Annotated in this window: 20 protein-coding genes and 2 pseudogenes; 8 read left to right on the forward strand and 14 right to left on the reverse strand. The window is 61.1% G+C overall.

Annotated elements, in window-relative coordinates:
* The first annotated feature begins 40 nt into the window (after window positions 1–40).
* The 6 genes from AB7M22_RS09960 (at window position 41) to AB7M22_RS09985 (ending at window position 2,749) form a co-directional block, all read left to right on the forward strand.
* A complete protein-coding gene (locus AB7M22_RS09960) occupies window positions 41–337 on the forward strand; it encodes a DUF5629 family protein (protein WP_008011324.1) in 297 nt (98 codons plus the stop codon).
* Window positions 330–1,499, forward strand: coding sequence for a lactonase family protein (locus AB7M22_RS09965; protein ID WP_454188784.1), 1,170 nt, complete (start codon window positions 330–332; stop codon window positions 1,497–1,499). The genes AB7M22_RS09960 and AB7M22_RS09965 overlap by 8 nt, the downstream gene beginning before the upstream one ends.
* A 156-nt stretch (window positions 1,500–1,655) precedes the next feature.
* Window positions 1,656–1,835, forward strand: coding sequence for a hypothetical protein (locus AB7M22_RS09970; protein ID WP_007901164.1), 180 nt, complete (start codon window positions 1,656–1,658; stop codon window positions 1,833–1,835).
* Between the two features lie 205 nt (window positions 1,836–2,040).
* Window positions 2,041–2,166, forward strand: coding sequence for a hypothetical protein (locus tag AB7M22_RS09975; protein WP_454186130.1), 126 nt, complete (start codon window positions 2,041–2,043; stop codon window positions 2,164–2,166).
* 116 nt (window positions 2,167–2,282) lie between these two features.
* The gene (locus AB7M22_RS09980; RefSeq protein WP_454186131.1) at window positions 2,283–2,495 is read left to right on the forward strand and encodes a hypothetical protein; all 213 of its coding nucleotides are present in this window, start codon (window positions 2,283–2,285) and stop codon (window positions 2,493–2,495) included.
* Window positions 2,492–2,749, forward strand: a complete 258-nt coding sequence (locus AB7M22_RS09985; RefSeq protein ID WP_454186132.1) for a hypothetical protein — start codon at window positions 2,492–2,494, stop codon at window positions 2,747–2,749. The genes AB7M22_RS09980 and AB7M22_RS09985 overlap by 4 nt, the downstream gene beginning before the upstream one ends.
* Window positions 2,750–2,872: 123 nt before the next feature.
* Here the strand turns inward: AB7M22_RS09985 and AB7M22_RS09990 are convergent, their stop codons facing one another.
* From AB7M22_RS09990 to AB7M22_RS10035, 10 genes and pseudogenes are all read right to left on the reverse strand, one after another.
* Window positions 2,873–3,469: a glutathione S-transferase gene (locus AB7M22_RS09990; protein WP_454186133.1), complete on the reverse strand. Its 597-nt coding sequence runs from the start codon at window positions 3,467–3,469 to the stop codon at window positions 2,873–2,875.
* Window positions 3,466–7,107 carry an AAA family ATPase gene (locus AB7M22_RS09995; protein WP_454186134.1) on the reverse strand — a complete coding sequence of 1,214 codons (3,642 nt, stop codon included), beginning with the start codon at window positions 7,105–7,107 and terminating at the stop codon, window positions 3,466–3,468. Before AB7M22_RS09995 ends, AB7M22_RS09990 begins: the two co-directional genes overlap by 4 nt.
* On the reverse strand, window positions 7,104–8,348 hold the full coding sequence (locus AB7M22_RS10000; protein WP_454186135.1) for an exonuclease SbcCD subunit D C-terminal domain-containing protein: 1,245 nt from the start codon (window positions 8,346–8,348) through the stop codon (window positions 7,104–7,106). Before AB7M22_RS10000 ends, AB7M22_RS09995 begins: the two co-directional genes overlap by 4 nt.
* A gap of 268 nt (window positions 8,349–8,616) precedes the next feature.
* Window positions 8,617–10,269 carry a BatD family protein gene (locus AB7M22_RS10005; RefSeq protein WP_454186136.1) on the reverse strand — a complete coding sequence of 551 codons (1,653 nt, stop codon included), beginning with the start codon at window positions 10,267–10,269 and terminating at the stop codon, window positions 8,617–8,619.
* A complete protein-coding gene (locus tag AB7M22_RS10010) occupies window positions 10,266–12,002 on the reverse strand; it encodes a tetratricopeptide repeat protein (RefSeq protein ID WP_454186137.1) in 1,737 nt (578 codons plus the stop codon). Before AB7M22_RS10010 ends, AB7M22_RS10005 begins: the two co-directional genes overlap by 4 nt.
* Window positions 11,999–13,093 (reverse strand): vWA domain-containing protein, encoded by a 1,095-nt coding sequence (locus AB7M22_RS10015; protein ID WP_454186138.1) that lies wholly within the window; start codon window positions 13,091–13,093, stop codon window positions 11,999–12,001. The genes AB7M22_RS10010 and AB7M22_RS10015 overlap by 4 nt, the downstream gene beginning before the upstream one ends.
* On the reverse strand, window positions 13,086–13,580 hold the full coding sequence (locus AB7M22_RS10020; protein WP_454186139.1) for a DUF4381 domain-containing protein: 495 nt from the start codon (window positions 13,578–13,580) through the stop codon (window positions 13,086–13,088). The genes AB7M22_RS10015 and AB7M22_RS10020 overlap by 8 nt, the downstream gene beginning before the upstream one ends.
* The gene (locus AB7M22_RS10025) at window positions 13,577–14,521 is read right to left on the reverse strand and encodes a DUF58 domain-containing protein (RefSeq protein WP_454186140.1); all 945 of its coding nucleotides are present in this window, start codon (window positions 14,519–14,521) and stop codon (window positions 13,577–13,579) included. The genes AB7M22_RS10020 and AB7M22_RS10025 overlap by 4 nt, the downstream gene beginning before the upstream one ends.
* Window positions 14,522–14,526: 5 nt before the next feature.
* A pseudogene (locus AB7M22_RS10030) lies at window positions 14,527–15,487 on the reverse strand (AAA family ATPase).
* A gap of 287 nt (window positions 15,488–15,774) precedes the next feature.
* Complete coding sequence (locus AB7M22_RS10035) at window positions 15,775–16,128, reverse strand: hypothetical protein (RefSeq protein ID WP_008067938.1); 354 nt, start codon at window positions 16,126–16,128, stop codon at window positions 15,775–15,777.
* A gap of 503 nt (window positions 16,129–16,631) precedes the next feature.
* On the opposite strand from AB7M22_RS10035, the gene AB7M22_RS10040 reads away from it, so the two are divergent.
* Complete coding sequence (locus AB7M22_RS10040) at window positions 16,632–21,539, forward strand: NAD-glutamate dehydrogenase (protein WP_454186141.1); 4,908 nt, start codon at window positions 16,632–16,634, stop codon at window positions 21,537–21,539.
* A gap of 216 nt (window positions 21,540–21,755) precedes the next feature.
* On the opposite strand, the gene AB7M22_RS10045 is transcribed toward AB7M22_RS10040, so the two are convergent.
* From AB7M22_RS10045 to pdxR, 3 genes are all read right to left on the reverse strand, one after another.
* Window positions 21,756–22,172, reverse strand: coding sequence for a cupin domain-containing protein (locus tag AB7M22_RS10045; protein ID WP_427628041.1), 417 nt, complete (start codon window positions 22,170–22,172; stop codon window positions 21,756–21,758).
* Window positions 22,173–22,418: 246 nt separating this feature from the next.
* Complete coding sequence (locus tag AB7M22_RS10050; protein WP_454186142.1) at window positions 22,419–22,712, reverse strand: antibiotic biosynthesis monooxygenase family protein; 294 nt, start codon at window positions 22,710–22,712, stop codon at window positions 22,419–22,421.
* Window positions 22,713–22,835: 123 nt separating this feature from the next.
* A complete protein-coding gene (gene pdxR, locus AB7M22_RS10055; RefSeq protein ID WP_454186143.1) occupies window positions 22,836–24,269 on the reverse strand; it encodes a MocR-like pyridoxine biosynthesis transcription factor PdxR in 1,434 nt (477 codons plus the stop codon).
* A 247-nt stretch (window positions 24,270–24,516) separates the two neighbouring features.
* On the opposite strand from pdxR, the pseudogene AB7M22_RS10060 reads away from it, so the two are divergent.
* Window positions 24,517–24,744: pseudogene (locus tag AB7M22_RS10060) on the forward strand (carboxymuconolactone decarboxylase family protein); the annotation flags it as partial.
* Between the two features lie 299 nt (window positions 24,745–25,043).
* Here AB7M22_RS10060 and AB7M22_RS10065 read toward each other — a convergent pair.
* Complete coding sequence (locus AB7M22_RS10065; protein WP_454186144.1) at window positions 25,044–25,388, reverse strand: hypothetical protein; 345 nt, start codon at window positions 25,386–25,388, stop codon at window positions 25,044–25,046.
* Between the last annotated feature and the right edge of the window lie 140 nt (window positions 25,389–25,528).

Below are 25,528 nucleotides of genomic sequence, written 5' to 3' on the forward strand. Positions count from 1 at the left end.
GAGCTATTATTGCGCCTTTCCCATTCAAAGATTGACTGCCATGACTGCCGTAACCAACACCTTGCTCAGCGCCCTCGAAGTCTGCGACATGCTTGAAATCGACGGGCTGCATGCGTTCGACTTCTCCCTCGATGAAGACGATAACCTGCACATCGAATGCATGGACGGTCGGGCGCTCAAGCGCTGGGAGTTCAGCATGGCCCAGATCGCGGCGGCGACGTTCGATCCCGACTTGAAGAGCTGGATCATTACCGGCGATTCCGGCGAGCACCGGCTGGTGCCTATGGAAGCGTTCGGCGGTGGTGACGATGAGGACGAAACGAATGAGGATGCGTAACTTCTGGCCACTGTTGATGGCCGGCAGCGTCGGCGCGATGGGCGTGCAAGCGGCCCCGGTCGACAGTTACGAGTTGCTGGTGGGCTCTTACACCGCCGGCCAGAGCCAAGGGATTTATCGTCTGAGTTTCGACAGCCGCACCGGGCAGATCGACGCCAAACCCCTGCAAGTGGTGAAGAGCGCCAACCCGTCCTGGCTGACCGTGTCCAAGGATCAACAGCGCCTGTTCGTGGTCAACGAAAACGGCCCGGGTCAGGCCGATCCTGTTGGGCGTGTCAGCAGTTATGCGATTGATCCCAAGACCCATGAGTTGAGCCTGATCAATCAGGTGCAAACACTGGGCAACGAACCGACGCACTCGAGCGTCAGCGGCGATGCCAGTCACGTGTTTGTCAGCAACTACTCGGTGGCTGAAGACCCGGGTGGCACCCTGGCGGTGTTACCGGTGGGCACCGATGGCAAACTCAAACCCGTCGTGCAAATGAGCAGTCATCCGTCCAGCCGGGTCAATCCTGAACGGCAGAAGTCGGCGCACGTGCATTCGGTGGTTTCATCGCCGGATGGCCAATACGTGTTTTCCAACGACTTGGGGGCGGACAGGATTTTCGTCTATCGCTTCGATCCCAAGGCCAATCCGGAACTGCCGCTGACCGCCGCTAACCCCGCGTCCGTCCCGTTGCCACCCGGCAGCGGGCCGCGACACTTACTGTTCAGCGCCGATGGCAAACACGCCTGGCTGACCATGGAAATGAGCGCGCAGGTCGCGGTGTTCGATTACCGCGACGGCAAGCTTGAGCAAACGCAGTTGGTCGATCTGGCGGCGGGTCTGCCGACGTCGGGCAAGGCTGCGGCTGCGCTTCACGCCTCGGCCGATGGCAAGTTCCTTTACGTCAGCAACCGTGGCACCACCAATCAGTTGCTGGTGTTCGCCATCGACCCGGCGACCGGGCATCTCAAGGAGCTTCAGCGCCGCTCCGTGGACGGTGATCACCCGCGCGAGTTCAGCCTCGACCCGAGTGGCAAGTTCGTGCTGATTGCCAACCAGAAGAGCAACCAGATTGTCGTCGTCGAGCGCGATGCCAAGACCGGTCTGTTGGGTAAAACCGTGCAGAAACTGCCGATGGATGCCCCGAGCGATCTCAAGTTCCTGGTGCGTCAATAGACCGCAGGCCCCGGTTGATGGGGCCTGCAACCTTCTATTAATGAGACTGATATCGGCTAATGCTACAAAGCATTTCAAGGCGCCGACCCTCGGGAGTTAAGTTTGCTTCACGGCCCTACCGGGCAAGCAAGCCAACTGAATCCGAGGAATACCGCCATGAACTTCAATCTCTTCTCTGTCATCGCCGCTTCCGCTATCTCTGCCACCGTTGCACTGCCTGCCAGCGCCAACGTTGAAATCAGCGACAAAAAATCCCACGCCCAAAGCTATACCCAGAAATACCTGCAACAGAGCGCCAACTTCTACGCCGCGCTGGATCACAAAACCCAACACTGAAATCTGAACCCTGCACCTTTTATGCAGGAGCGAAGTCACTTGCCGATCGAGCTGTAAGCATCGAAGAGCGTTGAAGTGAGGTCGCTCCTGCATAACGCGTTTACGACAGCATCATATTGCTATCAATGTAGTGCTTGATATCACATAGCCATGAGTTTAAATTTGACGCTGATTTTTTGACTCCTTCCCTAAAAGGATCGACAGCATGGCGATGCGTCTGGCAGTGGTTCTCCTGTTTCTCTATTCCACCCCGATTCTATCGGCTGCCCAGCCCGTTCCCAACGAGCCGGAGGCGGCCCGCGAGCGCTTGATGAGCTTGATCGAGGACTGAAAACACGCTGGGTTCATGATCAATGAAACTGATAGCTACTATGCATAAAGGTCGCTAGTTAACTTGTGTTTTTTGATCGATTCTGTGGGCACTGAAACATGCCCACGGAGAACATCATGGCCAGCGCAATCATCACTTCTGCCAAATACGGCGCCTACCTGGCCATCGGTCTTTACGTGGCCATGGTGTTGCTCGTCAGCCTTTCGGCTCAATCGCAACAAAGCCTTCAAGCTCCGATTCAGGTCGCTTATCCCGCCATTCAATTCGAACATCGCGCTCAAAGCGTAAGGGTCGATCACGCCGACGTGGCGGGAGTGGTGGGGGCATGAAAGGACGCAAACTCTGGGTCATCGCCTTCCTGGCATTCATGACCAATGGCGCTTCTTTGCTTGGGATCGGGCAGGGCTCGGCGGGGTCGGTGGCACGGGCCATCGAATGCAACCACAACATCGCCCACAACATTCAGACCGCCAAGGCTCTGGAGTTGTTGGTGGGCAATCCGCCGATCAAGTCCAATAGTGAATTCTTCGGGCCGTTCCAGGTGGACTGCTCGGTGTTGGGGATGTGCGCGGTGTTGGCCTGAATGGTCGAAACACCCTCTCCCTGTAGGAGCGAGGCTTGCCCGCGAAAGGGCCATAACATTCAGCATAGATATTGACTGACGCAGCGCTTTCGCGGGCAAGCCTCGCTCCTACAGAGGGCTTGGTTATTTCTTCATTATTGATGTGAACAGGTCTGACTCGATGAAGCGCTGTAACCACGCCTGCAATCGCACATAAGGCGTCTGCCCGAACCACTCGCGATCCACGTGGGCGAATTGCCGCACGAACGGCATCAGGGCGACATCCGCCAGGCTCGGGTGCCCGGCCAGCAAGTAGTCTCGCCCCTCCAGCAATTCATCAAGCTTGCGTAAAAACAACTCGCCCTCTGAGCGGTAAAACGCCATCGGCTGCTCGGGATAACGCTCGGCGTACTTGTAGCGATTCAGGTGCACCTTGAACACTTGATCGTTGTCTTCGATCAACGCGGCGCTGCGTTGCTGTGCTTGCGGATCATCCTTGAGCAACCAATCCTGCGGATCGTTCTGCGCCAGTGCCCAGCGCATGATGTCCAGGCTCTCATCGATCACCCGCCCATCCACACTCAGCACCGGCACCGTGCCTTTGCTCGACAGTGCGAGCATTTCGGCCGGTTTGGCCTTGAGGCTGACCTCGACGATCTGCACCGCAACGCCCGAATAGCGCAGCGCCATGCGTGCGCGCATGGCGTAGGGGCAGCGGCGGAACGAATACAGCGTATTCATTTCACCTCCAGCGTACTCAGGCCGTTGCCTTGACGGTGAACCTGGATTTGCACCGGGATCCGTTCATGCATTTCCTGCACGTGGGAAATCACCGCCACCTTGCGGCCCTGCGCTTGCAAACCGTCGAGCGCATCCATGGCCAGTTGCAGGGATTCCGGGTCGAGACTGCCGAAGCCTTCGTCGATGAACAGCGATTCGATTTTCAGTGTGCTTGACGCCATCGACGCCAAACCGAGTGCCAGGGCCAGTGACACCAGGAACGTCTCGCCGCCGGACAGCGAATGCACCGAGCGCAGTTCATCGCCCATCTCGGTGTCCATCACCAATAACCCGAGCATGCTGCCGCCACGTTTCAGGCGATAGCGCCGCACCAATTGCCGCAACTGGACGTTGGCGTGATGCACCAGCAGGTCAAGGTTGTAGGCCTGGGCGATCTTGCGGAAGGTGTCACCGGTGGCGGAACCGATCAGCGCACTCAAACGTGCCCAGCGCTGGTACTCGGCGTAGGCATCGGCGATCTGTTGCGCCAGTGCCTGATTGGCATTCTGTCGACGCTGATCCTCGGCCTGTTCCGCACGCAATTCGGCGCAACGATGTTCGCTGGCGGCGAACAGGTTTTGCAGTTCGGCCAGCGTCGTGGCCAGTTGTTCGGCGTCGAGATTGCCGTTGTGCTGCGCCTGATGATCGAGCAGGCGCTGATCGCGCTCCTGCAGCAGCACTTTGGCTTGCTCGATGGCTTTTTCGCTCTGCTGCAATCGTTGACGCAGTTCGCTGACCTGTTGGTCGTCGACGCCCAACAGCGCTTCCAGTCCGCCATCGTCGAGCTCTGGATGCTGCGCGCGCCAGTCGGCGATCTTGGCGCTCAACTCACAGTCTTCAGTTTCCAGAGCCTGCGAACGTTCCTGCTGCGCTTTGAGTTCAGCGGCCAGTTGCACCAACCGCGTGCGCACGGTTTGCAGTTCCTGATTGGCCGTGGATTCGGCAGTACGCGCCTGCTCGACGGCCTGGTCCAGTTGCTGCTGCCACTGTTCGGCGCTGGCATGTTCGCCCAGTAGTTGAGTCAGTTTTTCCTGGCAAACCTGTTGCTGCCCGGCCAGTGTCGTGAACTGCTGCTGCGCAGTTTCCAATTGCTGGATGCGGGTCTGCTGACGGTCCTGTTCCTTCTCCAGCGCCTGCTGGCGTTGTTGCTGTTCGCCGAGTTCATCGCGCTGCTGGTCAAGTTGTTGCAGACGCTGGGCGATCTGCCGGTCGAGCTGCATGAAGGTCGCGGCGGGTTCGTTGCGCAAGGCCTCCAGCGTGTCGGCCGGGAGCAGGGTGCTGAATGCCTTCAGTTCTTCGTCCAGACGTTGGCGATCGCTGCTCAATTCACGTTGTTGGTTGATCAGGTGTTGTGTGGCTTGCTGACTCGCCGTTTCAGCACTGCGCAGTTGTTGCGCAAGGCGCGCGGCATCCTGTTGCAGGGTGAGCAGGGCGGTTTGCCGTTGTTCATCCTGCGTGATGCTCTGGTTCAACTGGCTGCTTTGTTGGGTCAGCCAGGCATCGCGCTTGCTTGCATCCTGGGCCAACAGTTGAGCCGACAGTGGGTGCGCTTCCAGGCTCGGCGTCAGGCCTTGTTGCTGAGTCGCGAGCTGTTCTTGCTGTTGCAGCAATTCCTTTTGCTGAGCAATCAAACCGCCGACTTCGGCGCGCAGATCGGTGAGTTTTTCCTTCAGTAGGTCCATCGCTTTCTGAGCGTTGGCCTGTTCGCTTTCATCATGCCGGCCGAGGCTTTGCAGCAAGGCTTCGGGCTGATGATAAGGATGGTCCTGGCTGCCACAAACCGGGCACGGCTGATCGTCCTGCAACTGCGCGCGCAGTTCCTCGACGCTGGCACTGCGCGCCAGACGCTGACGCTCCAGCAGTTCGCGGGTGACGGTCAAGGTCTGTTCGGCGACGCTCAGTTCGGCCTTGGTCTTCACCCCGTCCTGGGTCAGGCGATCGCGGTCTTGCTGAGCGGCGAGTTGCCGCTGCTGAAGCTCGGCGCCGCGCTTGTCCAGTTCCTGCTGGCTGGTCCACAGCCGTGTCAGTTCTTCAAAGGCCCGCAGTTGCTTGCGGTTGTCCTGCAGCAGACTGCCGAGGATCTGAATCTGCTCGGCCACCGCTTCAGGCTCGGCGCCGGCCTCTTTGTACAGCACCTCAAGACTCTGGCGCTGGGTGGCCAGTTCCTCGGCAGCGCGGGCGGCGCTTTGCTCCAGAGCGGCCAGTTCGACCTGGCCCTTGTTCAGGCGATTACCGATCAGCATCAGTTGTTGCAGACGATCGCGGTAGGCGTTCCAGGCGTCGCTCAACGGTGCCAGATGGGTGCTCTGCTCAAGCTCCCCGGCAATCTGCTGCAACCGTTCGGCGACCTGTTTCTGTTGGTCGAGCAAACCCTGAATCGTGCCCTGGCCCTGAGTGCAGGCCAGTTCCGCCTGCTGCTTGAGGTCGGCACTGAGGCTGGCGTCCTTGACCAGGCGGGCGAGGGTGCTTTGCTCTTCGAAGGCCTGACGCAGCAGTGGTGCGCTGGAGGTGTGTTGGCTTTGCGCTTGGGCCAGCGCCGTTTGGACGGTGCTCAGGCTTTGTTCGAGTTGAGTCTGTCGCTCGGTCAGCTCGTTTTGCTGTTGCGTGTGCTGCTGAATCTGCGCCGCCAGCGGCGTGAGCTGGGCAGTGAGCTCGGTCTTGCGCGCGAACTGATGCCGTTGCGGCGCCAGTTGCTCCAGGCGAGTCAGCTTCAAGCGTTCGCCGGCCAGGCTCTCCCAGTGTTGCTGGGCCGATTGCAGTTGCTCGGTGGCGCTTTGTTGCGCGTCCTGCAACTGACGCAGGTCCTTGAGCCAGGTGTGTTGCAACTCCAACTGTTTGAGCTGCGCCTGCTGGGTCTTGAGTTGCTGCTGAGCGTCGTTGAAGCGCTCATCGAGTTCGGCCCGGGCTTCTGGCGACAGCGGCGTGACCCCGGTGGCCTGATCCTGCAACAGCTTGTGGGCTTCGCGAGCTTCTTTGGTCTTGTCGAAGGCGCGGCGACCGAGGCGGGTGTAGAGCGCGGTGTCGGTGAGCTTTTCCAACAGTTCGCTGCGGTCGTTGTCGTCAGCCTTGAGGAAGGCGCTGAATTCGCTCTGAGCCAGCATGACGGCGCGGGTGAACTGTTCGAAGTTCAGGCCCAGCGCGGCTTCGAGCTGTGCTTTGTATTCGCCTTTCTGGCTGGCCAGCAGTTGATCCTGATCGATGTCACGCAGGCTCTGACGACTGGCTTGCAGCTTGCCACCGGCCTTTTCCCGGGCGCGATTGGCCTCCCAGCGAGCGCGATAGCGGCGACCGTCAATGCCGACGAAATCCACTTCGGCATACCCTTCGCCGGTGCCACGTCGCAGCAGGGTGCGCGGGTCGCCAGTGCCGATTTCACCATCGGCGTCCGGAACCTTGGCATCGCGACCGGTGTTGTTCAGGCGCGGCACGGCACCAAACAGCGCCAGGCACAGGGCGTCGAGCAGCGTGCTTTTGCCGGCCCCGGTCGGCCCGGTAATCGCGAACAGGCCGGCACTGGCCAAGGGCTCGGCGGTGAAGTCGATTTCAAACGGCCCGGCCAGGGAGGCGAGGTTTTTCAGGCGGATCGCGAGGATCTTCATGGTTGTTCGCTCTCCATCTGCACGTCTTGCAACAGCTCGGCGAAGTCCTTGAGCGTTTGCTCGTCGACCTCGCTGCCGTAGTTGTCCTGCCAGGCGCGGCTGAACAGTTCCTGGGGCGAAAGCTGATCCAGCTCGATCAAGGTTGTGCCGTCATCGACGCCGTCGCGGCTGCCATTGCCGGCGTATTCGGCAGCGATCCGCACCAGCCGTACGGCCTTGCCTTGCAGGGCGGTTTCCACTTGATGGCGTAGGTCCGGTTGCGGTTCGTCGAGACGGACCCGCACTTCCAGCCACGGCTGACGCTGGATATCGGCGAGCAGGTCGATGTTGGGCAGGTCGGCCAGTTGCAACAGGATTTCCGCCAACGGCGCGGAGCCGAGGCGTTGCAAGTGGACGGAGCGCGGAATCAGGCGTGGTTCGACGCTGACCAATGTTTCGCCATCAAGCAGAATGTCGAGGATCTGATGCTGGTAATTGATCTCGGAGAACGACAACGGAATCGGCGAGCCGCAGTAGCGGATGCGCTCTTCACCGTTGACCTTCTGCGGCTTGTGCAAATGCCCGAGGGCGACGTAACTGATGCTCGGCCCGAACAGACTGGCGGGCAGGGCTTCGGCATTGCCGATGATCAAACTGCGTTCGGAGTCTTCCGAGACCGAACCGCCAGCCATGTGCGCATGGCTGATGGCGATCAGCGCCTGGCCCGGCTTGCGCTTGGCATTGGCGGCTTCAATCAGCCATTCATGAACCTGGCCGATGCCGCGCAAGTAGTTGTCGCCCAAATGCGCGCCGGTCACTTCGGCGGGGCGCAGGAACGGCAGCGCCAGGCACCAGGCGGCAATTTCGCCGCTGGCATCCGGCAACGGCAATAACAAACGTTCGGCATCCAGTTGACCGTCATCGAGCCACAGCACGCGACCGAGGGCGTGAGTGCGCAAGCGCCGCATCAACGGCGCGGGCAGTTCGATTCGCGAACCGGAGTCGTGGTTGCCGGCGATCATCACGATGGTCAGCAACGGCTGCTGCTCGTGGGCGCTGACGATGAAATCGTAGAGGCGTTCCTGGGCTTTGACCGGCGGGTTGACCGTGTCAAAGATATCGCCGGCGATCAGCAGCACATCAGGCTGATCCAGCTTCAGCTGACGCAGCAGCCAATCGAGAAAACAGGCGTGCTCGAAATCGCGCTCCTGGCCGTGCAGGTTCTGCCCAAGGTGCCAGTCGGAGGTGTGAAACAGACGCAAGGCGTACTCCGCAACAAAATAAGGTGATGGCCGCGAGGAAAATGGTGGCGGCTAAAGAGGGGAGAGTTTACTGGCAAATGTGCAAAGGAACACGGGTTTGGGGGATGTCGAAGCTTTGGAGAGGAACACGGTCCCTGTAGGAGCGAGGCTTGCCCGCGAAGAACGATGACGCGGTCTAACAGATGCATCGAGTCATCGTTCTTCGCGGGCAAGCCTCGCTCCTACAGGGGATTGGTGTGCCTCGGCAGGAGGCTGCGATCTTTTGATTCTATTTCGGATACAGCGGCGGCAACCCCGTATCACCAACCAGATCCTGAACCCCCTCGGCCGTCGGGATCGCCCGAATCGCGCGCCACAGATCCTCGCCCTGCCAGTACTGACCGGTTTCGCTGTACAGCGCGCCGTTCAGGCCGTCCAGTGCATCGGACAGCGGCACAAAACGCGCCGCCATGTCGGCCAGGGTTTCCGGTTGTTGTCGGGCCCAGGCGTCGAGGGCCTGGCGGGTGGCGTGGGAGTCGTTGGCCTGACAGGTGCGTTTGAGGTCGTCGAGCAAGGTGCGTGGGCTCGGGCCGGTCTGCGCCGCCCGCAGGACCGCCGGTTGCGAGCGGGCGCGCCACCACAGACCGAAGCCCAGCAGCGTGGTGCAGGCCAGAATCACGGTGCTGAGCTTCCACCACCAGAGGGCTTCGTTGTTGGCGCCGGAGATGGCCTGCGGGCTGCCCGCCGGGGTATCGACGATCAGGCTCGGATTGCTCGCCACTTGCAGCGTGCGGGCTGGCAGGCTGCTGTGTTCCAGGTGATCCTCGAAGGTGTTCCACCAGACCACTTCAACGCTCGGCAAGTCAATGTTGCCGGTGCGGGTCGGCACCAGGGCTTCACGGTCCTCGCGACTGCCGATCAAGCCGCGCTCGCTGCTCTGGTTGCCCAGCACAGGTTGATCCGGGTAGCGCCGCAGGCCGTTGATCTCGGTGGCGGGCAACGGTGGCAGTTGCGAACTGGCGAGGCCTTCGGCGTTCAGGGTCAAGCTGCGGGTCAGCGAGTCGCCGACCTGCAAATGATCCGGTTCCGGGCTCCAGCTTTCGCTCAGGCTCAGGCTGCGGGCCGGCAGCCAGGGCACATCGGCCGGATACGTGCCGGGTTTGGCCTTGACCGTCAGCGGGATCTCGGCAGATTTGACGCGCATCTGCTTGCCCGGTTTCGGTCCTTGAGGTGTTGCGTCCTGGGACGGCCGGGTATCGACCGGCGTGGCACTGAACATCTGCGCCGGAATGGTCAATTCACCGCTGTGCTGCGGGTAGATCGCGTAACGCATTTCGATCACGCCATGGCGCAATCCGTTGATGACTTTTTCGTAGGTGCGCGACTCGCCCAGCTGTTCGATGCGCGCATCGGGAATCTGCAACGGGGTCAGGCTGCTGTCGTCGTACAGCGACACCGAATGGTAGATGCGCAAGGTCAGGATCGCCTGAGCCTGCACATAGACGCTGTTCTGGTCGAGGCTGGCTTCGATGAACACCGGCGCCAGTGTGTTGCTGCTGTCCTGGGTTTCGCTCTCGATCACCTGCACGGTAATCGGCTGGCTCTGGACGTCGCCCAGTTGCAGCGACGGAATCACCACGCTGCCGTTTTGCCGGGGCAGCAGGGTGATGATCCAGCGCGTGGTCGCCTGAGTGTTGCCGTTGAGGGTGTTCAGTTGGTTGACCTGGCGGGTGCCGCGCACTTCGAACAGCGGCTCCAGCGGGGACAGGTCGGGTTTGCCGAACTGGGTTACGTCGCTGGTTTCCAGGGTCAGTTCGACCGTCTCGCCGGAATTCAGACGGCTGCGATCGACGCTGGCGACCAGCTCCGCAGCCTGGGCCTGAACGGTGCAGAGCAACAGGGTGGGCAACAATGCGAGCAAGAAGGCGGTGAAGCGGGTCATCGAGTTTTTTCCTGATCCTGATGTTGTTGCTGTTCGTACCAGAATTTACGTCTGAGCAGTTCGCCGGGGTCATCCGGGATCTTGCGCAGCCATTGCTCCAGCGCCTGGCGCTGTTCGCCTTCAATCATGTCGCTGGCCGGGCGTCGCGGTGGCGTGGTGCTTTGCTCATCGCCCAACTCGCTGCCCGGGACTTCATTGGCGCCCGGTTGTGGTGGCGTCGTGGGCGGCTGCTCGGCGTCCGGGGTGGTTTGCTCGGCGTCGGTTTTCGGCTCGCCATTGCTGGGTTGGGTGGCGCTGCCCGGCGGCGGTTCCTGGGTGATGGTTTCGGTTTTGCCATCGGCGGTTTTGTCCGGCTCGACGGGCGGCGCTGAGGTTTTCTGCTTGAGCAGGCTTTCCACCAATGCCTTGTTGGTCAGGGCCGGGCGCAGATCCGGTTGACGTTCAAGCGCTTGATCGTAAGCATCCAGCGCTGCTTCCAGCTCACCGCTCTTGGCCAGGGCGTTACCCCGATTGTAGTGGGCGTGGGCATCGGTGCCTTGGGTAAACCGCTGGGCGGCGCCACTGTAGTCGCCGGCTTCATAGAGCGCCACACCTTGCCACTGCGGGTCTTCGAAATGCTGCGCAGCCTCGGCCGGGCGCTTTTGTTTGAGCAAATGCAGGCCTTGCTGATCGGGACGCAGCCACAAGTCTTCGAAATCGAAGGCGTAACTCGGTTGCGGCAGCATGAACAACAGCGGCAGGCAGAACAGCCAACCACGGCGCCCGGCACAGGCGGCCAGTAATAACAGTGGTAGCAGCAGCCAATAGCCCTGATCGACCCAGGTGTCGAGACGCAATGTCTGGCCGTCGCTGCGCAGATCCCGTGGGCCATCGAGCAGGCCAAGGCCGCGCAGGTCGGCATCGTCCAGACGCGCCTGGCGATACCGTCCGCCCAGGCCGTTGGCAAAGGCTTTGAGGCTGGGGCCGTCCAGACGGGGCACCAGAATGGCGCCCAGGTCATCCTTGAGGAAACTGCCGTCGTCCTGCGCGACCGGCGCCCCTTCGGCGGTGCCGATACCGAGCATCAGAAATTGCGTGGACTTGTCATCCAGCGCCTGACGAATCCCTTGGCGTTCCTGTTCCGTCAGCGACGAACCGATCAGCAGGATCCGACCTTGACCGAGTGCGCCCTGATCCAGCAGCGCAAGGGCCTTGGCCACTGCCAGATCGGCACGATGACCGGCTTGGGGCATCAGCGACGGCTTGAGCGCGTCCACCAGATTGCGGCTGGTCGACAGGTCATCCGACAGCGGCACCAAGGTGTGGGCGCTGCCGGCGTAGACAATGATTGCTGTCTGCGCGTCGCTGCGATTTTGCAGCAGATCGAACAGTTTGCGCCGGGCTTGTTCCAGCCTGTTTGGCGCACTATCGGTGGCGAGCATTTCCGGGGTCAGCTCAAGCAACACCACCAGCGGGTCGGCGGGTTTCTGGCTGGTTTGTTCGACGCGCTGAAAGCTCGGCCCTAGCAGGGCCAGAACGGTCAGCACCCAGGCCAGGCCCAGGGCGACCCACGGCAGTTTGCTTTCGCGACCGCTGCCACCACTGAGCAACGCGGCATGGAAGGCCGGCGGCAGAATCATTTGCCAGCGGCCAGCGCGTTTCTGTCGATGCCAGAGTTGCCAGAGCAACCAGCCCAGCAACGGCAACAGCAGCAGCCACCAGGGGCGGAACCAGTGCGGCCAGAGCGCAATCATCGGCGCCTCCGCAGGCGCAGGCGTTTGAGCCGCTGACGCCAGTCGGGCAGTTGCGTTTGCAGAAACCGCTCTTTGGTAAACAGCTCCTTGCTAAACAGCCGTTGCAACGGGTTATCCGGCCAGCGCTCGCGGATTACCAGCAGCATGCTCAACAGCAGCGCCATCGCCAAAGGCCAGTGATACAACGCTTGGGCCGGGCGGGCCTGAGTGGGTTGCTGGGTCACCGGCTCCAGTTTGTCGAGGGTGCTTTTGATCGCTTGCAATTCCTCGCCGTCGCGGGCGCGGAAGTATTGGCCGCCGGTGGCTTGGGCGATGGCTTTCAAGGCCGGTTCGTCGAGGTCCAGGCTCGGGTTGATGCCGAGGAATCCCAGGGTGCCGCTTTGTTCCGGGTCGGCGCCGATACCTATCGGGTAGATTTTCACGCCTTCGTTGGCCGCCAGTCGGGCGGCGGTCAGCGGATCGATCTCGCCGCCGTTGTTGGCGCCATCGGTGACCAGAATCAGCACACGGCTTTGTGCCGGGCGTTGGCGCAGACGTTTAAGGGCCAGGCCAATCGCGTCGCCGATGGCGGTGTTTTTGCCGGCGATGCCGATTCGCGCTTCGTCGAGCCACACGCGAACGGTGTGCCGGTCGAAGGTCAGCGGTGCTTGCAAATAGGCCTGGCTGCCGAACAGGATCAACCCGACCCGGTCGCCGTCGCGACTTTCAAGAAAGTCACCCAGCAAATGCTGCACCAGCGTCAGTCGGCTGACGTCTTCGTCCTGCCACTGCATGTCGGGGAAATCCATTGAACCGGACACGTCCACCGCCACCAGCAGATCGCGACCACTGGCGGCAACCGGCAGGGGTTCGCCGAGCCATTGCGGGCGCGCGGCGGCGATCAGCAGTAACAGCCACAGCAGAATGAACGGTGCTTGCTGACGCCACGCTGGCAGATTCGCCCGGGCACGGCGGCGAGCGAGGCCTTCGAGGTCGCTGAGGAAGCTGACTTTAAGCGCCGGTTCGCCACTGTCGGCCACCGGCAGCAGCACCCGCATCAGCCAGGGCAGTGGCAGCAGGGCGAAGATCCACGGCCAGGCGAACTCAAACATGTTTGCGAATCCAGGTGTCGACGGCTTGAGTCAGGCCGGCGATGGCCTTGTCGTCGAGTTTGCATTCGGGTTTGTAGGCGCCTTCCACCAGCACCATCCAGCGCGTGAGGCCGGCGGCCGGGCAGCGGTTATCGAGGAACGCCAGCCATTTGCGACCGTTAAGGGTGTGGCTCTGGCTGTAGGGGTAATGGTTGCGACACAGGCGTTTGAGCAAGCCGTTGAGTTGCTGCAGCCAGGCACCGGCCGGGGCGCCGTCGTAGGGTTTGGGCATCCGGGCAAGTTCAGCCAGCGCAGCGAGACGCACAGGGTCCAGCGGTTGTTCGGCGCGCACGACAGGGCGCTTGTTCGAGATGAAACGGCGCAACTGCCACAGGCCGAAACCGATCAATGGCAGCAACAACAGCAGCAGCCACCAGCCCGGCGCCGGCGGCCAGAAGCCGATCGGTGGCGGGGAAATCAGCGGTTGCAGTTGATCGAGGCTGCTCATCGACCTTTCCCCGGACGTTGAGGATTGAGGTATTCGCGCAGTTGCTCGACCATTTCGCTTTGGGTGCTCAAAGGCATCAGCAATACCCGCAACTTTTGCGCCAGTAGCTCCCAGCGGGCGATACGTGCTTCAGCTTGTGCGCGATAAGCCTGGCGCAAGTCGAAATTCAATGTGTCGAGTTCCAGCTGTGCCCCCCGTTCCGCAAAGCGTAAAAGCCCGGCAGCGGGCAGGGCGTGATCCAGCGGATCGGACACGGGTAGCAGCAACAGGTCGCAATGACGCGACAACAGGCTCAACTGCTGCTCGGCGCCGTCGGACAGGGCGCGTTCGTCGCAGATCACGATCACCAGGCTGCCGGGGCGCAATACTTCCCGGGCGCGACGCAAGGCAATGCCGAAGGCGTCGCGGTCGGGCTCACGTTCGGTGTGCAGCGACTGATTGACCCGCACCAGTCGGTTGAGCAATTGCAGCAGGCTCTGCTTGCTGCGTCGCGGTTTGATTTCGTAGTGCTCGTCGTCGCCGAACACCAGCCCGCCGACCCGGTCGTTGTGGCCCAGCGCGGCCCAGCCAATCAGGCTCGCCGCCTGGGCAGCAAGCACCGATTTGAACATCAGCCCCGAGCCGAAAAACAGCCGGCGGCTCTGTTCGACCATGATGAAAATCGGCCGCTCGCGTTCTTCGTGGAACAGCTTGGTATGAGGTTCCTGGGTCCGGGCGGTGACGCGCCAGTCGATGCTTCGCACGTCATCACCGGCCTGATACACCCGCACCTGATCGAAGTCCACCCCGCGCCCGCGCAGTTTGGAGTGGTGCAGGCCGATCAGCGGGCTGCGCTGGCTCGGCGTGGAGAACAGCTGCACTTCACGCACGCGATGGCGCATCTCGATCAGCTCGGCGAGGCTGACGCGGATGCCCGGCTCGGGCGGCAGGATGGCGTTCATCGGGGTCAAGCGACAGCTACGACGTCGAGAATCCGCTGGACCACCCGGTCCTGGTCGATGCCAGCGGCTTCGGCTTCAAAGGAAAGAATGATGCGGTGGCGCAACACATCGAACAGCACCGCCTGAATGTCTTCCGGGCTGACGAAGTCGCGACCGGCCAGCCAGGCGTGGGCCCGGGCGCAACGGTCCAGGGCAATGGAGCCACGGGGGCTGGCGCCGTAGGCGATCCATTCGGCCATTTCAGGGTCGAACTTGGCCGGCGTGCGTGTGGCCATGACCAGTTGCACCAGGTATTCCTCCACGGCGTCGGCCATGTACAACCCGAGGATTTCCTTGCGCGCGGCGAAGATCGCCTGCTGGCTGACCCGGCGTTCGGGTTTGGTTTCGCCGTGCAGCGCTTCGCCGCGAGCCTGTTGCAGAATCCGGCGCTCGACGGCGGCGTCAGGGAAACCGATTTTCACGTGCATCAGGAAACGGTCGAGCTGGGCTTCGGGCAGCGGGTAGGTGCCCTCCTGCTCGATGGGGTTTTGCGTGGCCATGACCAGAAACAGCGGCGACAGGTCGTAGGTGCTGCGCCCGACACTGACCTGGCGTTCGCCCATGGCTTCAAGCAGGGCCGACTGAACCTTGGCCGGGGCACGGTTGATTTCGTCCGCCAGCACCAGATTGTGGAAAATCGGGCCTTGCTGGAACACGAAGCTGCCGGTTTCCGGGCGATAGATTTCTGTGCCAGTGATGTCGGCCGGCAGCAGGTCGGGGGTGAACTGGATGCGATGGAACTGTGCTTCGATGCCTTCGGCGAGCTCTTTGATGGCTTTGGTCTTGGCCAACCCCGGGGCGCCCTCGACCAGCATGTGGCCGTCGGCGAGCAAGGCGATGAGCAAGCGCTCGATGAGTTTTTCCTGGCCGAGAATCTGCGTTGAAAAGAAAGGTTCGCAGCGCGAGCAGCGCTTCACGATGTTCCATCGATGACTGTTCCTGGAAAGGGTGACCGAAGACGTTCGAATAACGCCAGGGCTGGGGGCGTTACTTTAATCCATCGCGGGGGGCGGCGACTAACGGCATTTTGTGCAAAGTGCGGGAATTGATGGGCTAAATTGTTGGAAATTTGTAGGGGGTGGGTATTGCGGTGTTCTTTTGGACGCCTTCGCGGGCAAGCCTCGCTCCTACAGGTATCGAGGCGCCGCGATATTGTGTCGACTCAAAACCTGTAGGAGCGAGGCTTGCCCGCGAAGGCGCCAGCTCAAACACCATCAGAGCTCACTGATGTAAGTACCAGTCCCCTTGAGAATGTTCTGCAAGGTTTCTTCCACCTCAGCCAGGTCCTGCGCATCGGTGCTGTGCAGGATTTCCAGCGAATCTTCGCCATCGAGCACATCGGCGTCCGCGGCGGCGATTTCGATCAGCAGGCGGTCAGGGCTGAGGGTGACTTTCACACCGTTGAGGGCCGAGGGCTTGTCGTGGAAGATGATCTCCAGCTCATCCTCGTCCGGAAAGCGGCTCATCAGGAACATTTCGCCCTCGGCGCTGTTGCAGCAGAGCATGGCCAAGTTGTCTTCTTCTTCGTCGCACGGGTTGACGATCAAGAGGTCAGTTGTCATTTGCATGGGGAAAATCCTGGCTCGGCGAGCGTGGTGAACGTTACAAAAAGCAATTCTGCCAGCCTTGGGGAATTTCTGCTCGGCTGAGTGTCAGAAGATGTGTCGTGAACATTCGGGGTGTCACTGGTCATTTTTGGCACGCATGTACCGTGAAACCGGGCATAAAACGTCCATTTTGCTACACGGCTGCTAGTGTTGTTCAAGGCTTATGCCGCGCGCTGCGTACCGTTGACCGAATATGTCGCAGCGCTGCAAGCACAGCCCTTGCCGCACTCGTTAAGCTGCGCAACGGATGAGCACCCGTAAAGGCATTGCCTGTTGCCTTGGCAGTCGTTTTTGCAGATGCCTATTCAATGGAAGGTGAATGTGACCTGAGTGTCTCGTCCAGCTTCACCCACCTGTCATCCTGTTTCCTCTGCCCGAGAATCAGGAACAGGGTGACGGATTGCCCCGAAAGGGGTTTGCACGCGACGCTTCCATCAATAACAAGCCCAAGCGGAGTACCACAGATGGCGTTCTTCACCGCAGCCAGCAAAGCCGACTTCCAGCACCAACTGCAAGCGGCACTGGCGCAGCACATCAGTGAACAGGCACTGCCACAAGTGGCGCTGTTCGCCGAACAATTCTTCGGCATCATTTCCCTGGACGAGCTGACCCAGCGTCGGCTGTCCGACCTCGCCGGCTGCACCCTTTCTGCGTGGCGCCTGCTTGAGCGCTTCGATCACGCGCATCCGCAAGTGCGCGTCTACAACCCGGATTACGAACGCCACGGCTGGCAGTCGACCCACACCGCGGTCGAAGTGCTGCACCACGATCTGCCGTTCCTGGTGGACTCGGTGCGCACCGAGCTGAACCGTCGCGGCTACAGCATTCATACCCTGCAAACCACTGTGCTGAGCGTGCGTCGCGGCAGCAAGGGCGAGCTGCTGGAAATCCTGCCCAAAGGCACCCAGGGCGAAGGCATTCTGCAAGAATCGCTGATGTACCTGGAAATCGACCGTTGCGCCAACACGGCCGAACTGAACGTCCTGACCAAAGAGCTGGAGCAGGTTCTCGGTGAAGTCCGCGTCGCGGTCGCCGATTTCGAACCGATGAAAGCCAAGGTCCAGCAGCTGATCGAAGGCATCGACAACAGCCAGTTCATCATCAACGCCGACGAAAAGACCGAAATCAAGAGCTTCCTGGAATGGCTGGTGGGCAACCACTTCACATTCCTGGGCTACGAAGAATTCGTGGTGGGCGAGGATCAGAACGGCGGTCACATCGAATATGACCAGAACTCGTTCCTTGGCCTGACCAAACTGCTGCGTGCCGGCCTGACCGTCGACGATCTGCGCATCGAAGACTACGCCGTCAACTACCTGCGCGAACCGACGCCGCTGTCGTTCGCCAAGGCTGCACACCCAAGCCGTGTCCACCGTCCGGCTTATCCGGATTACGTTTCGATCCGTCAGATCGATGCCGATGGCAAAGTCATCAAGGAATGCCGCTTCATGGGCCTGTACACCTCGTCGGTGTATGGCGAAAGCGTGCGGGTCATTCCTTACATCCGTCGCAAGGTCGAGATCATCGAACAGCGCTCGGGCTTCCAGGCCAAGGCTCACCTGGGCAAGGAACTGGCCCAGGTACTCGAAGTACTGCCGCGCGACGACTTGTTCCAGACCCCGGTGGACGAGTTGTTCACCACCGTGATGTCGATCGTGCAGATCCAGGAACGCAACAAGATCCGCGTGTTCCTGCGCAAAGATCCGTACGGCCGCTTCTGCTACTGCCTGGCGTACGTGCCGCGCGACATCTACTCCACCGAAGTGCGCCAGAAGATCCAGCAAGTGCTGATGGATCGCCTGAAAGCCTCGGACTGCGAGTTCTGGACCTTCTTCTCCGAGTCTGTGCTGGCCCGTGTGCAACTGATTCTGCGGGTCGACCCGAAGAACCGTCTGGACATCGACCCGGTTCTGCTGGAAAAAGAAGTGGTACAGGCCTGCCGCAGCTGGCAGGACGACTACGCGAGCCTGGTGGTCGAGAGCTTCGGCGAAGCCCAGGGCACCAACGTGCTGGCCGACTTCCCGAAAGGCTTCCCGGCCGGTTACCGCGAGCGTTTCGCTGCGCATTCGGCTGTGGTCGACATGCAGCACCTGCTGAGCCTGAAAGAATCCAATCCGCTGGTGATGAGCTTCTATCAGCCACTGGGTCAGGTCTCCGGTCAGCGCGAGCTGCACTGCAAGCTGTATCACGCCGATACCCCGCTGGCGTTGTCCGACGTGTTGCCGATCCTGGAAAACCTCGGCCTGCGCGTGCTGGGTGAATTCCCATATCGCCTGCGCCACAACAGCGGCCGCGAATTCTGGATTCACGACTTCGCGTTCACCGCCGCTGAAGGCCTGGAACTCGACATCCAGCAACTCAACGACACCTTGCAGGACGCTTTCGTCCACATCGTGCGCGGCGATGCCGAGAACGATGCGTTCAACCGCCTGGTGCTGACCGCCGGCCTGCCATGGCGCGATGTCGCGCTGCTGCGTGCCTACGCCCGTTACATGAAGCAGATCCGCCTGGGCTTCGACCTGGGTTACATCGCCAGCACCCTGAACAACCACACCGACATCGCTCGCGAGTTGACCCGGTTGTTCAAAACCCGTTTCTACCTGGCCCGCAAGCTCGGTACTGACGATCTGGAAGACAAGCAGCAACGTCTGGAACACGCGATCCTGAGCGCACTGGACGACGTCCAGGTGTTGAACGAAGACCGTATCCTGCGTCGCTACCTGGACCTGATCAAGGCCACCCTGCGGACCAACTTCTACCAGACCGACGCCCACGGTCAGAACAAGTCCTACTTCAGCTTCAAGTTCAACCCGCACCAGATTCCAGAGCTGCCGAAGCCGGTTCCGAAGTTCGAAATCTTCGTTTACTCGCCTCGCGTCGAAGGCGTGCACCTGCGCTTCGGCAACGTTGCTCGCGGTGGTCTGCGCTGGTCCGACCGTGAAGAAGACTTCCGTACTGAAGTCCTCGGTCTGGTAAAAGCCCAGCAAGTGAAGAACTCGGTCATCGTGCCGGTGGGTGCGAAGGGTGGCTTCCTGCCGCGTCGCCTGCCACTGGGCGGCAGCCGTGACGAGATCGCGGCCGAGGGCATCGCCTGCTACCGCATCTTCATCTCGGGCCTGTTGGACATCACCGATAACCTGAAAGACGGCGCGCTGGTACCGCCGGCCAACGTCGTGCGTCATGACGACGATGACCCGTACCTGGTGGTGGCGGCGGACAAGGGCACTGCAACCTTCTCCGACATCGCCAACGGCATCGCCATCGACTACGGCTTCTGGCTCGGTGACGCCTTTGCGTCCGGTGGCTCGGCTGGTTACGACCACAAGAAAATGGGCATTACCGCCAAGGGCGCGTGGGTCGGCGTACAACGCCACTTCCGCGAGCGCGGCATCAATGTCCAGGAAGACAGCATCACTGTAGTGGGCGTCGGCGATATGGCCGGTGACGTGTTCGGTAACGGCTTGCTGATGTCCGAGAAGCTGCAACTGGTCGCTGCGTTCAACCACCTGCACATCTTCATTGACCCGAACCCGGAGCCAGCCAACAGCTTCGCCGAGCGTCAACGTCTGTTCGATCTGCCGCGTTCGGCCTGGTCGGACTACGACACCAGCATCATGTCCGAAGGCGGCGGGATCTTCTCGCGCAGCGCAAAAAGCATCGCGATTTCCCCGCAGATGAAAGAGCGCTTCGACATTCAGGCTGACAAGCTGACCCCGACCGAACTGCTGAATGCCTTGCTCAAGGCACCGGTAGACCTGTTGTGGAACGGCGGTATCGGTACGTACGTCAAAGCCAGCAGCGAAAGCCACGCCGATGTCGGCGACAAGGCCAACGATGCACTGCGCGTGAACGGCAACGAACTGCGCTGCAAAGTCGTGGGCGAGGGCGGTAACCTCGGTATGACCCAATTGGGTCGTGTCGAATTCGGCCTCAATGGCGGCGGTTCCAACACCGACTTCATCGACAACGCCGGTGGTGTGGACTGCTCCGACCACGAAGTGAACATCAAGATCCTGCTGAACGAAGTGGTTCATGCCGGTGACATGACCGACAAGCAACGTAACCAGTTGCTGGCGAGCATGACCGATGAAGTCGGTAACCTGGTGCTCGGCAACAACTACAAGCAGACTCAGGCCCTGTCCCTGGCGGCACGCCGTGCCTTGCCGCGGATTGCCGAATACAAGCGTCTGATGAACGATCTGGAAGGCCGCGGCAAGCTGGATCGCGCCATCGAGTTCCTGCCGGCAGAAGAGGCGATCAACGAGCGCGTCGCAGCGGGCCATGGCCTGACCCGTGCCGAGCTGTCGGTGCTGATCTCCTACAGCAAGATCGACCTCAAGGAAGCGCTGCTCAACTCCCTGGTGCCGGACGACGACTACCTGACCCGCGACATGGAAACCGCTTTCCCGCCGACGCTGGTCAGCAAGTTCTCCGATGCCATGCGCCGTCATCGTCTGAAGCGCGAAATCGTCAGCACCCAGATCGCCAACGATCTGGTGAACCACATGGGCATCACCTTCGTTCAACGACTCAAAGAGTCGACCGGCATGAGCCCGGCGAACGTGGCCGGTGCCTATGTGATCGTGCGTGACATCTTCCACCTCCCGCACTGGTTCCGTCAGATCGAAGCCCTGGACTACCAGGTTTCCGCTGACGTACAACTGGAGCTGATGGACGAGCTGATGCGTCTGGGCCGCCGCGCTACGCGCTGGTTCCTGCGCAGCCGTCGCAACGAGCAGAACGCTGCCCGTGACGTCGCGCACTTCGGTCCGCACCTGGCGGCGTTGGGCCTCAAGCTCGACGAACTGCTGGAAGGCCCGACCCGCGAAGGCTGGCAGACCCGCTACCAGGCTTACGTCGCTGCTGGCGTGCCTGAGTTGCTGGCGCGCATGGTTGCCGGCACCACTCACCTGTACACCTTGCTGCCGATCATCGAAGCTTCGGATGTGACCGGTCAGAACGCAGCCGACGTGGCCAAGGCCTACTTCGCCGTGGGCAGCGCGCTGGACATCACCTGGTACCTGCAACAGATCAGCGCCCTGCCGGTTGAAAACAACTGGCAGGCCCTGGCCCGTGAAGCGTTCCGTGATGACGTCGATTGGCAACAACGTGCGATCACCATCTCCGTCCTGCAACAGGGCGACGGCACCCAGGACGTGGAAACACGCTTGGCGCTGTGGATGGAAGAGCACGAAGGCATGATCGAACGCTGGCGCGCCATGCTGGTGGAAATCCGTGCCGCCAGCGGCACCGACTACGCCATGTACGCGGTGGCCAACCGCGAACTGCTGGACCTGGCGTTGAGCGGTCAAGCGGTGGTGCCTGCGGCTGTCACTAGCAGTGCGGACGCCGAGCTGGAGCCGGCTGCCTGATAGGCGCTGAATGAAGAAAGCCCTGTCTCGAAAGAGATGGGGCTTTTTTTTGTCTGAAGGTTTTGTGGTGTCTGGTCGGGCCTCTTCGCGGGCAAGCCTCGCTCCTACAGGTTTCGTGTTGAACGCCGATTTTGTGGACACCCGCAATCCCTGTAGGAGCGAGGCTTGCCCGCGAAGAGGCCATCAGCCGCACCGAGACTTTTTTAGGTACGGCGCTCAGTTTTCCAAAGGAATCAACACTTTCTCATCCGGAGCCAACACCATGAACACCAGCAGCTTGGCGGGTTGGGTGGCGCTGGCGTTTTTCGAGACCAGATGTTCAGAACCCGCCGGTTCGTACCAGAATTCGCCGGCCTTGTAGGTGATCGCTTTTTCGCCTTTGACTTGAGAAATGATCTCCCCCGAAAGCACATAGGCCATGGCCGTGCCCTGGTGTTTATGGGCGATGGACGATTGGCCCGGCTCGTAATCGACTTCGATCATCAAGGCTTTTTTGCCGGGGGCGTTTTTCAGCATCTGGTCCTGCAGGACGGTGACTTTTTCTGAGGGGGCGGTTTCGTGGGCGAAGGTCGGGGCTGAAATGCTCAGCGTCAGGGCGGCGAGAGGCGCGGCAAAAAAACAAAGCGTTTTCATGGTTGATTACCTGAGGGTGGTGAGTCGTCAGGGACCACAGTAAGCCGCGCTATCGGGCAATCAAACGGCCAATTTTCGGGAAGGTGAGGGGACCAATGACCGAAGCTACGTTACCCGCTGATCGTTCCCATGCTCTGCGTGGGAACGCCTCACCGGACGCTCTGCGTCCGCTTTTGGGGCGCGGAGCGCCCCTGGCTGCATTCCCACGCAGAGCGTGGGAACGATCATCACCAGAGCGTCTTGCTTTTAAACGATTGGAAAGCTGTTGAAGTCGACGGCATTGGCCAGTCGGCTGTCGATCAGGCCGATAAAGCCTTGCACTTCGGGGCAGTTGAAATGCGATTGCATGGCCGCTTCCGATTGCCAGCGGGCGCTGACTGTCCAGCGGGTGTCGTCCTCGGGGCAGCGGTCGACCATATAGGAGTCACAGCCCGGAAGTTCGCGCAGGGTGTCGACAATCTTTTGCAGTTGCTTACCCAGTTCGTCCGAGCGGTCGGCGGCAGCCTGCACCTTTACGGTGGTGATCACTTCGTTGGACATTGCTCACACTCCTGAATCAGGCCGGACGAATCCTGCTCATTGAGGGATAACGCCCAGTCAGGATAGGCCTGCACCCCCAGACCGCCAATAGCCAATCGCCGGATAAAGCCACAGACCAATCCCTCAGCCGAGCTGCTGCAAAATGTCCCTTAAGCGGTCCAGGGCGATATCGATGTCCAGGGTTTCGATCGCGCCGAACCCCAGGAAAAGCCCGGCCCGCGGCGCCTGCTGGTAAAAAAAGCTGTCCAGTGCATAGAGCCCCACTTCAACTTTTCTTGCCAATTCGATCACCAATGGAATATCGACCGGCACCTTACACAGCACTGCCATGTGGAAACCGGCCGTGGTCGGCACCGCTTCAAACCACGGCGAAAGGTCGCCCGCCATGCGCGCCAGGATCCGTTCACGACGCCCGGCGTAAATCGTATGGCAGCGCCGGATGTGCTTGAGCAGACAGCCCTCGGCGATGAACTTGGCGAGCGCCCATTGGGGCAGGGTGGAGGTATGCAGGTCGGTGAGCTGCTTGGCGCGGATCACCGCTTCGAGAATCGCCGGCGGCAAAATCGCGTAGCCGAGCCGCAGCTCCGGCAACAAGGTCTTCGAGAAAGTGCCGACGTAGGCGACGATGCCGCGCTGATCCAGGCTTTGCAGCGAGTCGGTGGGCCGGCCTTCGTAGCGGAATTCGCTGTCGTAGTCGTCTTCGATGATGATCGCCCCCAGCTCATAGGCCCTGGCGAGCAGGGCTTCGCGGCGGGCCTGGCTTAGGGGCATGCCCAAGGGAAACTGGTGGGACGGGGTGACGTAAATCAGCCGGGTGCCGTCGGGAATGTGCTCGACCTGAATGCCTTGCGCATCCACCGGCACGCCGACCACCGTTGCGCCATGGCTCCCGAACAACAGACGCGCCGGCGGGTAACCGGGGTCTTCCATGGCCACGAGGCTGCCCGGTTGGGTCAGCACCCGGGAAATCAGGTCCAGCGCCTGCTGCGCGCCGTTGCACACCACCACGTCCTCGTCCTGACAATTGACCCCGCGTGAAAACGCGATGTGCCGTGCGACCGCATTGCGCAGCGCCGGCAGGCCTTCGGGCTGGCTGTAGAAACCTTTGGAACCGGCAATCTGGCGCAAGGCATGGGAGGTGCAGCGGCGCCAATCGTCCTGCGGAAACTGGCCCTTGCTGGTGGCGCCACCAATGAACTCGTAACGCAACGAGCCTTCCAGCGTCGGGTGGCGCAAGAATGTCGGCAGGTTGCGCCAGCGTTCGATGACCTCAAAGCTCGCCAGCTCCGAGTGGCTCTGCTTGTGGACGATTTTCGCCGCCCGGGCATTGACGTAAGTGCCTTTGCCGATCACCCCGGTGAGGAAGTTCTCATAGGTCAGTTGCGCATACGTGTCGGAAATGGTCTTGCGCGAAATCCCCAGTTGTTCGGCCAGCAAGCGGCTGGGCGGCAGCTGCGTCCCGGCTGTCAGGCGACCGGATTCAATGGCGTCGCGAAGTTGCCGGTACAACTGGCCTGTAAGGTCCTTGCGGCCGTTGATGACAACATGAAGTTCCATACCGGCGGGGCTCCCTGGGCGGTTGAGGCGACTGTGCGTCGCGCCAGATTACCCGCATGAACGGCTGCGCAGAAGTTGCGTGGGCGAAAAACCTGCGATTGGCCTGCTGCCGGGCGGTCCATGGTTTTTTCGACGAATTGGACCTGTGACGCTCGCGGATGAGCCTCTACCTTGGAGTCACCTATCCGATCCACGAGGTCGCGCCATGAACTCCCGTCTGGATTACTACAGCGCATCGCCCAAAGCGATGAAAGCCATGATCGCCATGGAGGCCTTGACCCGCGACCTGAGCATCGAGCCGGCCTTGTTGAACCTGATCAAAATCCGCGCCTCGCAGCTCAATGGCTGCGCCTTTTGCACCGACATGCATTGCGTGGACGCGCGCCGCTTCGGTGAGAGCGACCGTCGGCTGTACGCGATCGTGGTCTGGCGCGACAGCAACTTTTTCAACCCTCGGGAGCGCGCGGCCCTGGCCTGGACCGAAGCGGTGACCCTGCTCTCGCAAAGCCACGTGCCGGACGACGTTTACGCACTGGCCCGAGAGCAGTTCAGCGAAGGTGAACTGGTCGACCTGACAATGGCTGTCAGCACCATCAACAGCTGGAATCGCCTGGCGGTGAGCTTTCGGCAAACGCCCAGTGATACCTTGTAGGAGCGAGGCTTGCCCGCGAAGAACGATGACGCGTAATACCTGAAAACCGCGGTGCATTCTTCGCGGGCAAGTCGGATCGCCGCACCGCTCGCTCCTACAGGATTTTCGTCTGCAGTGGCTGATCACCTGCCGTTAAGCAGCGGTGAAGTTGCAGTCGTCGGCGCCGGCCGCTGCGGTTTCACCGATGTGCCAAAGGTATTGCCCATGCGCGTGCTGGTGGCGGCCGGTGTGGCCAGGCCCAACTGATGGGGTGGCCGCTTGTTGATAGGCACGTTCATCGCCTGCTGATTTTTCTGCTCCGCCGTGGTACCCGCCGGGTTGTTGCCCATCTGCTGGCTGAGGCAGTTGTAGTCCGGCGCCTTGTAGCCACCGACCGTCACTTCAACGCAGCCCTGTGGTTGTTCGGCGTGAGCCAGCGACAGCCCGCTCAGCAGCACGCCCGCTGCAAGGCTCGATAGATGTTTCATTGAAGGCCTCCTGGCCGGCCACAATGGGGCCGCTCTGGAACGTGAGTCTAGAGCAATGCGCTTGAACGGCGCGTGATGGTTTTTTTGCACCGGCCGTCACATCAGGTTCATATACAGCCCTCAGGATGACGGTTTTCAGG

Source organism: Pseudomonas sp. ADAK2 TE3594, from assembly GCF_053628675.1.